Source organism: Roseospira marina (assembly GCF_014197855.1).
Classification (GTDB): Bacteria; Pseudomonadota; Alphaproteobacteria; order Rhodospirillales; family Rhodospirillaceae; genus Rhodospira; species Rhodospira marina.
The window spans coordinates 1-6,744 of sequence record NZ_JACIGJ010000038.1 but is presented as its reverse complement, the minus strand read 5'-3'; the positions used below and the strand labels follow the sequence as shown (position 1 = coordinate 6,744).

The window sequence follows — 6,744 nt, the reverse complement described above, 5'->3', positions numbered from 1 at the left end:
CCAAGCATCACCACGGAGCCGATCAGCCCCGCGTTCATGGTGATGATCACGCCGAGGATGGCGTTGTCCCAGCCGCCGATCGCCTGGACCACGCGCCCGACGCGGGCGCCGAACGTGCGCAGCCCCGCGAGCACGTTCGACCAGTCCACCCGATCGAGGGCGGCGGACAGACGCTCGACCACGGATCCGATCTCGGTTGCGATCACCTCCCGGTTGGCGGCGATCCAGTCCCCGAGTTTGCGGATCATCGGGATCAGCACGGGCGCCAACCGGGCGGCGATGGTCTTGGACAGCCCGCCCATGATGCCCTTCAGGCGGCGCAGGCCATCCGAGAGGGACCGCGCGCTCGCGATATCCTCGGGCGATAGGATCTGACCGGAGGCCTCCGCCTCCGCCCGCATGCGGCGCAGCTCGTCGGAGGACGCGGACAGCATTTCCACCATGTCTTCGCCGGTCCCGCCGAACAGCTCGTCGGCGAGGCGCGCGCGGGCGGCCACGTCCCCGATCCCCTCCATCTTGCCGCGCACCAGCTCGAACAGGGCTTCGGTGTTGTCCTTGGTGGCGTTGATCTGCTCTTGCGTCAGGCCAAGACGCTGGAACGCTTCCGCCCCTTCGCCCCCGCCTTCGCCCGCAAACTCATCGGCCCGGAGGGACAGTTCCTTAAGACCGTCGATCATGGCGTCCTGGTCGGCGCCGAACCGCCCGCCCACTGCGATCAGGCCTTGCAAGGCGTCCGCGCCGATGCCCAGGCGGCGCGGCGGATGCGATCAAAGCGCGCCTCGATCCGGGCCAAGGCGTTCGCGCGGCGGGTGGCGCGCGCGATGTCGTCGGCCAGGCGCCGGGCTTCCGCCCCGGCGTTGTTCGTGTCCACACCGGCCTCGCGCAAGGCCTCGCCCATGCGGTCCGTGGCCGTCCTCATGCTCTCGGTGCGCCGGCGCAAGGCGGCCTGTCGTCGCTCCAAGTGGGCCACATGCTGGGTCGCGCGCTCGAAGGCGCGGCCGGAGCCGTTGGTCTCCGCCGTCACGCTGGCGAGCCGTTCCCGTGCGGCGGTCAGTTCGGTGTCCAGGCCCGCCAAGGCGCGGGTGTTCTGCCGTGTCCGCGCCCGCATGGACCGGAACGCGGTCAACTGTTCCGCCGATCGTTCCAGACCGCCCAGCCGCTCCGTCGCCGCACGCGCCCCGCCGCCCATCTGGCGCGCGGCCTCCCGCACCCGGCGCAAGGGCGCCGTGGCGTTGTCGATCGCCGCAAGGGCGATGGAAAGGGACAGGTCGGCCATGGTGGTTTCCTTTTATCGCCCCGGATCGGCCGTTGGCCTCGCGGGGCTCCGCCGCATACGCGGCGCCGACGCGGTCGCGTCGGTCGCCCGGGACCCTTGGGTCCCGGGCGGGGTCATGTCCCCCGGTGACCGGAGCGCAGGGCTTCGGCCTGAGTGGTCAGATATTCGACGGCCAGGTCGTAGGCTTCGGCGTAGCGATCGAGGGGGAGGGCGTCGAAGACGTCCGGCGGGAACGAGCCCGGAAAGGCCTGCATCAGGACGCCCCAGGCGGCGCGGGTGTCGTCGGGGATTCCCCCTCGACCACGGCCGCAGGCGGCGCGAAAAAACCCAGCACCTCCGCCGTGAGGGTCAGAAGGTCGGACGGATGCAGCTCCGCCAGGTGCACGCCCGCGACCGCGTCCAGGCTGATCCGGGGGACGATGGTCAGGATCGCGTCGGTCTCGGCCTCTTCCAAGCGGGCGAGCCGCAGGCCCCGCAGGTCGCCCGCCTTGGGGGCGCGCAGGCGGATCCGGTCGAGGGTCTTGTCCTTCCCGAACGGGATCGGGTGGTGAAGTGTGACGGTGCGGATCTCGGTCATGGGGGGTGTCCTTTCGTCTTATCGCCGCAGCGCCGTCCTTCGGACGTCGCGCGGCTCCGGGCCTAACGGCCCGCCGACGCCGTCGCGTCGGTTTGGTGTTCCTTATCAGCGGCATTCCAACCGGCCCGACCGGGCCGGCGCTGCCCCGGCGCCCGAAGGGCGCCTTGTTTAGAAAGGGCGCCCGGAGGTCGCCCGGGGCAGCGGAGCCCCGTGAGGTCCGCAGGACCGACCCGGGGCGATTAGAACAAAAACTCAAGAAACCAATCCGATCGCTTTCCGGATATCCGCCTGACGGTCCTTGCCGTCGACGATCTCGGTCCCCGCGATCAGGTCAATCTCGATCAGGGCCTCACCGTTGACGCGGTAGCGGTAATAGGAACAGGGCATCTCAATCGACATCTTGGCGACCTCGCCCAGCTTGGCCGTCCCGTGGCTGATCTTCTTCCAGCGGCCCCGCACGGCGATCTCGATTGCGTCGGTGTTGGCGTCGTTCTCATCCGAGCGCGCCCCGGCCAGGAAGCGAACCGGCGTGGCGCCGGCGCCGAACAGGCCCCAGGCGCGCAAGACGTCCTCGTTGAACTCGGTGAGCGTGAACGACAGCGACAGGCCGGACAGGCCCAGGTCGGTTTCGACCGGGCCAAGCATGCCGGCGTTGCGCAGGCTTTCGGTCGTCCGTTCCAGTTCGGGCAGGGTGACGTCCTCGGCGAGGCCCGCCATGGTGCGGCCGTCGACGATGACCATCCAGTTGCGGATCGTCTTCGCAAGCATCGGTGATGCCCTCCAGGTTAAGCCGCCATCTGAGCGGCGAAGTCGACGAGGTAGTCGCTTGTAATGGTCTGCTCGAACAGCAGGTTTTCCAGCGGCGGCACCGGGGTGTAGTCGTAGGAAATCACCAGCTTGCCGGCGTAGAGCTGCGACGCGGTGTTCTTGGCCGGGTCGAACCAGGCGCGCCCGCCGATCAGATAGCCGCGCCCGACCAACTCGCGCATCTTGGTGTCGACGCTGTCGACGATGTCTTGCGCGATGGTGGGGTGCAGGGGGCGGCCGATGACGTACAGGTGCGCCCGGGCCATGGTGTCGGCGAGCACCTGAGCGGTGCGGGTGTAGCTTTCGAACGCGAAGGCCGTGTCCTCGGCACAGGTGCGCGAGCCCCAGAAGCGGAACCCGTTCTCCCGAATCAGGGTGGTGACGTCGCCGGCGTTGAGCACACCCGCGTCCGAGGCCGGGCTTTGCAGGTTCCACGACACGTCCCGGGACAGGCCCGTGACCCCGTTGACCGCCACGTTGGACAGCGTTTTGTGCCAGCCGGTGTCTTCGTCGATCTTCGCCCGCAGGCCCAGGGCGCGCGCCGTCGCCCAGGCGGTCGCCGTCGTGGACGTCGCCGTATCCCAGGCGGTGAAGTCCGGCCAGATCAGCATGAGTTCCCGCGCCCCGAACCCGGCGCGGTACAGCACCGCCTCGGACGGGGTGTCGCAGCCGTAGCAGCCCGCGTAAGCCATGCCGCGCAGGTCCTGCGCAAGGGTGACCAGCTCCGCCGTGACCGCGTCGGTATCCAGGCCCGGCGCCCCCAGGATACGCGGCGTCACGCCAAGCTGGCCTTGCGCGGCCGTCAGGGCGTGCAGGCCGGTCTTGTGCCCGTCCGCGCCGGCGCCGCCGATCACGTTGGTGGTGGTCTCCGCCTCGGTCGCGCCCTCGGGGACGCGGACCACGACGGTCAAGGCGTTCGCCTGATCGGCGATCGCGTCCAGCGCCCGGGCCAGGGTGCCGCTCTCCCCCGCCGTGCCGGCGGCGGTGCGCACGTCGGTGATGAGGGCGGGCCGGTTCTCGGGGAAGGTCGCGACGTCGGCGTCGTCGGCCGTGGCGACAAGCCCGATGACGGCGGTCTCGACGGTGCGGATCGGGCGGACAACGTCGGTCAGTTCGACCACGCGCACGCCGTGGTGATAGTCGGTCGCCATGGGTCAGGTCTCCTGTTCGGCCGGGGCGGGTGTGGTCGGCCATCCGGTGTCGGGATCGAGGGCGTCCAGGGCGGCCGTGTCCTCGGCCGCGAGGGCAGCGTCTTTCAGGTCGCGGGCGTGCTGGACGACGGCCGCGTACCAACCGCCGACACCGGCCGCGAGGGCGAGCCCGTCGCCCGGGTCGGGCAGCGGGATCCGGATGTTCTCTTTCGAGATCCAGCCCTGCGCATAGGCGGCGGGCCACGCGACGGTGCCGGCGTGTGCGGCGAGCGCGGTGATCGCCATGCCGCCCAGGTCGGCGCGGCCGGCGTCGTGCACGGCCACATGCAGGCTCGCGCGGGCCTGCTTCACCGGGTATCCGGCGGCCAGGATCTCGGCCTTGCGGGTCTCGACATCGGACAGGACGGCGGCGCGGGCCTGTTCCAGCGGGGTGGCGGGCTCCGGGTCCGGGTCGGGATCCGGCGGCGGAGGCGGGGCCGTCCATTCGTCGCCGTCCAGCAGGGCGCCGGGGACCACGTCATCGGGCACCGCGACGAACTCCGCCGCGATCAGGGGATGAAAAAGGGTCGCCGGATCGGCCGTGACCACGTCCACGGCGCGGTTGTTCAGAATGCGGGCGTACGTCGTCATCATCACCACTCCACGATCACAGGGCAGCCATGCGGAGGCGCGCCCCGCGATGGTCACCCGCACGCGCGCCCGGCCGTGATCCACGGCGGCGACGGTCCCCACGCGCAGCATGTTGCCGGCGCGGCGGTGCAGATCGGCGGTGTCGATGTCGTGATCGCGGCCCATGCCGCCACGATGCCGCCCCCGGCCCGGCCCCGCGACGGCCCTCCGGTTGGAATGCCCGCATTCCAACCGAAAGACCCGACCGAAAGACGGCAAGCGGACGGCTCAGGAGGTCAGATGCAACACGAGCGCACGCCGCACGACGGCGATGTCTTCGGGGGTCCAGCCCAACAGCGGGCGGGCGGGATAGTCGGCGGTGCGGGGCCGCCCCTCCACGATGTGGTCTCGGCCGCCGTGGTGGTGCAGCGCGGCGATGCGGCCGTCGCGGCCGCGCCAGCCGATCGCCACGCGATCGCCGGCGGCCTGGATGCGCAGACGGCGCGACCGGCGGAGCCCGCGCATCATGGCGGCGCGCCGCCGCACCGTGCCGCCCCCGTTGTGATCCGTCTCTTGCGCCCTGCGGGGCTCCCAGGGCGTGCCGTCCGGCGCGGTCTGGGTGGCCATGCGCGCCTGCGTCCGCCGGCGCACCGTGGCGGCGATATCGCGCATCACGCCCCGCAACGTGCCGGCGTCGAGCGCGCGCATCGCCCGTTCCATCCAGGCGTCGAGCCCGGCCTGGCCGTCAAGATCCGCCATCGGCGACTCCCGGGAACAGGGCTTTCATGTCGAGGGCCTGGGCGTCGGGATCGGGCTCGCGGTCGATCGCCACGCCGTCCGGCGTGGGGACCGCGCGCACCGTCTCCGTCAGGTCGATGCGCAGCTCGAGGTCCGCGCGTTCATGGTCCAGGATGTCGGAGACGAACGAGACCGCGTTCGGCGCCGCCGCCGGGGCGTGGCGCTGGATCCAGTCCGTAACCCACCACAACAGGGTGCGCGGATCGCCGGTCCAGTCGGTGATGATGACGACGGCTTTGTAGGCGAGTTCGAGATGGTCGTTGCGCGACCCGCGCGCCGCCCGGACGGTCCCGGACTCGGCCACCGTCAGCAGCCGGTCGGGCGTGATCCGGAACGGCCCGGCCAGCAGGTCGGCCCGCAGGTCGGTGAGCGTTCTCATGATGCGCCGTCCCCATGGCAGGCGCGGATCTGGGCGCGCACCTGGGCGTAGTCGGCCAACAACGGGATCAGGGGCGAGTCCGCCGGCAGCGCGTCAACGGCATCGGCGGCGGCGGCCAGAGTCGCGCGGTCGTAAGCCATCAAGGGCGGGCACACCACGGCGGGCTCAGAACCGGCCGTCGCGCAGGCGGCGAGCCAGAGTGTCGCGGTCGCGAGGGCGATCGCCCGCCGCGTCCAGCATGCGGCCTTGCGCATCGGCGGTTTCCTTCAGGGTTTTGGCGTGACCCTCGCGCCGGGCATCCCGGGCGGCATCGCGCCGGATCCAGACCAGGGCCAGCAGGGCGGCGCCGGCCGCGAGGACAACGCGGCCCAGGCGCCCCAACAGCGCGCGCAGGATCGCGCTCATCCGGCCGTCTCCAGACGGTGCTTGCGGGCCAACAACAACAGGATGGCCACGGCGGCGAGAGCGGCCAGAACCCCGCCGATCCAGGGGGCCGCCGTTTCCAACGCGCGCACGGCCGGGTTGGTCGCCGCGTCGAGGACCGCGTCCGCGTTCTCCGCCGCCACGGTCAGCACCGTTCCGCCGGCGGCGAGAAGGCCCGCCGCGCCGGTCTTGCCCGTGCTGGTCTGGCGCAGCGTGCGCGGCGCCGGCTTGGTCGGAATCGGCACCGGCGGCGGGGCCACCATCAGCACCGGCGGCTCGATCCCGGCCAGGGCAAGGCCCGTGTCGATCGTCGCGCGGTCATAGGGCTGCCGGCCGTTCTCGTGGCGGATAATGGCCTCGACCAGGGCGCGCGCGACGTCGTAGGTGTGGACGTCGATCGCCGTGTCGTGCGCCACGCCGAGGTGGTCGGAGACCGTGCGGATATAGGCCTCGGTGTTGTTCTGGTCCGCCTTCGGCGCCCATCGGCTGATCATGCCGCGCACGGTGCGCAGGCCGTGTTTGTCCTGATAGGTGATCAGCACACGGGCCAGGGCGCGGATGCCCCACTTCGGCGCCCGGAACACACAGAACCGGGGTTCTGCCCGCTGTTCGGCGGTCATCTCGGCCGGGTCGGCCAGCCCCTGCCAGGGGGCACCCCGTTCGATGTTGCCCGGGTTGTGGTTGCGGATGCCCCGGGGGACGGAACGATCGGTCATGGTTTGGG

12 protein-coding genes are annotated in these 6,744 nt (G+C 71.4%); all 12 read right to left on the bottom strand.

Features of this window, described 5'->3' with window-relative positions:
- A partial coding sequence (locus GGD82_RS20525; protein WP_221240841.1) for a hypothetical protein occupies nt 1–677 on the bottom strand: 677 nt, incomplete at its 3' end.
- A gap of 38 nt (nt 678–715) precedes the next feature.
- Nucleotides 716–1,276, bottom strand: coding sequence for a hypothetical protein (locus GGD82_RS20520; RefSeq protein ID WP_150064276.1), 561 nt, complete (start codon nt 1,274–1,276; stop codon nt 716–718).
- Nucleotides 1,277–1,389: 113 nt separating this feature from the next.
- Nucleotides 1,390–1,530: a hypothetical protein gene (locus tag GGD82_RS20515; protein ID WP_170284508.1), complete on the bottom strand. Its 141-nt coding sequence runs from the start codon at nt 1,528–1,530 to the stop codon at nt 1,390–1,392.
- Nucleotides 1,530–1,853, bottom strand: coding sequence for a phage tail assembly protein (locus tag GGD82_RS20510; RefSeq protein ID WP_150064275.1), 324 nt, complete (start codon nt 1,851–1,853; stop codon nt 1,530–1,532). Before GGD82_RS20510 ends, GGD82_RS20515 begins: the two co-directional genes overlap by 1 nt.
- A gap of 252 nt (nt 1,854–2,105) precedes the next feature.
- Nucleotides 2,106–2,621, bottom strand: a complete 516-nt coding sequence (locus tag GGD82_RS20505; protein WP_150064274.1) for a phage major tail tube protein — start codon at nt 2,619–2,621, stop codon at nt 2,106–2,108.
- 17 nt (nt 2,622–2,638) lie between these two features.
- Nucleotides 2,639–3,811, bottom strand: a complete 1,173-nt coding sequence (locus GGD82_RS20500) for a phage tail sheath protein (RefSeq protein WP_150064273.1) — start codon at nt 3,809–3,811, stop codon at nt 2,639–2,641.
- Nucleotides 3,812–3,814: 3 nt separating this feature from the next.
- Nucleotides 3,815–4,606, bottom strand: coding sequence for a DUF4376 domain-containing protein (locus GGD82_RS20495; RefSeq protein WP_150064272.1), 792 nt, complete (start codon nt 4,604–4,606; stop codon nt 3,815–3,817).
- Between the two features lie 102 nt (nt 4,607–4,708).
- The gene (locus GGD82_RS20490; RefSeq protein ID WP_150064271.1) at nt 4,709–5,179 is read right to left on the bottom strand and encodes a phage virion morphogenesis protein; all 471 of its coding nucleotides are present in this window, start codon (nt 5,177–5,179) and stop codon (nt 4,709–4,711) included.
- Nucleotides 5,166–5,597: a phage tail protein gene (locus GGD82_RS20485; RefSeq protein WP_150064270.1), complete on the bottom strand. Its 432-nt coding sequence runs from the start codon at nt 5,595–5,597 to the stop codon at nt 5,166–5,168. The genes GGD82_RS20490 and GGD82_RS20485 overlap by 14 nt, the downstream gene beginning before the upstream one ends.
- The gene (locus tag GGD82_RS20890; RefSeq protein ID WP_211364858.1) at nt 5,594–5,737 is read right to left on the bottom strand and encodes a hypothetical protein; all 144 of its coding nucleotides are present in this window, start codon (nt 5,735–5,737) and stop codon (nt 5,594–5,596) included. The genes GGD82_RS20485 and GGD82_RS20890 overlap by 4 nt, the downstream gene beginning before the upstream one ends.
- A 25-nt stretch (nt 5,738–5,762) precedes the next feature.
- Nucleotides 5,763–6,002: a hypothetical protein gene (locus GGD82_RS20475; protein WP_150064268.1), complete on the bottom strand. Its 240-nt coding sequence runs from the start codon at nt 6,000–6,002 to the stop codon at nt 5,763–5,765.
- Nucleotides 5,999–6,744, bottom strand: a 746-nt coding sequence (locus GGD82_RS20470; protein ID WP_221240840.1) for a hypothetical protein, incomplete at its 5' end; no start/stop codon positions are given. The genes GGD82_RS20470 and GGD82_RS20475, both read right to left, overlap by 4 nt.

Bases quoted from the DNA above. Each gene is read 5' to 3' on its own strand.
- GGD82_RS20520 (WP_150064276.1), bottom strand. From the start codon at position 1,276: ATGGCCGACCTGTCCCTTTCCATCGCCCTTGCGGCGATCGACAACGCC.
- GGD82_RS20515 (WP_170284508.1), bottom strand. From the start codon at position 1,530: ATGCAGGCCTTTCCGGGCTCGTTCCCGCCGGACGTCTTCGACGCCCTC.
- GGD82_RS20510 (WP_150064275.1), bottom strand. From the start codon at position 1,853: ATGACCGAGATCCGCACCGTCACACTTCACCACCCGATCCCGTTCGGG.
- GGD82_RS20505 (WP_150064274.1), bottom strand. From the start codon at position 2,621: ATGCTTGCGAAGACGATCCGCAACTGGATGGTCATCGTCGACGGCCGC.
- GGD82_RS20500 (WP_150064273.1), bottom strand. From the start codon at position 3,811: ATGGCGACCGACTATCACCACGGCGTGCGCGTGGTCGAACTGACCGAC.
- GGD82_RS20495 (WP_150064272.1), bottom strand. From the start codon at position 4,606: ATGGGCCGCGATCACGACATCGACACCGCCGATCTGCACCGCCGCGCC.
- GGD82_RS20490 (WP_150064271.1), bottom strand. From the start codon at position 5,179: ATGGCGGATCTTGACGGCCAGGCCGGGCTCGACGCCTGGATGGAACGG.
- GGD82_RS20485 (WP_150064270.1), bottom strand. From the start codon at position 5,597: ATGAGAACGCTCACCGACCTGCGGGCCGACCTGCTGGCCGGGCCGTTC.
- GGD82_RS20890 (WP_211364858.1), bottom strand. From the start codon at position 5,737: ATGGCTTACGACCGCGCGACTCTGGCCGCCGCCGCCGATGCCGTTGAC.
- GGD82_RS20475 (WP_150064268.1), bottom strand. From the start codon at position 6,002: ATGAGCGCGATCCTGCGCGCGCTGTTGGGGCGCCTGGGCCGCGTTGTC.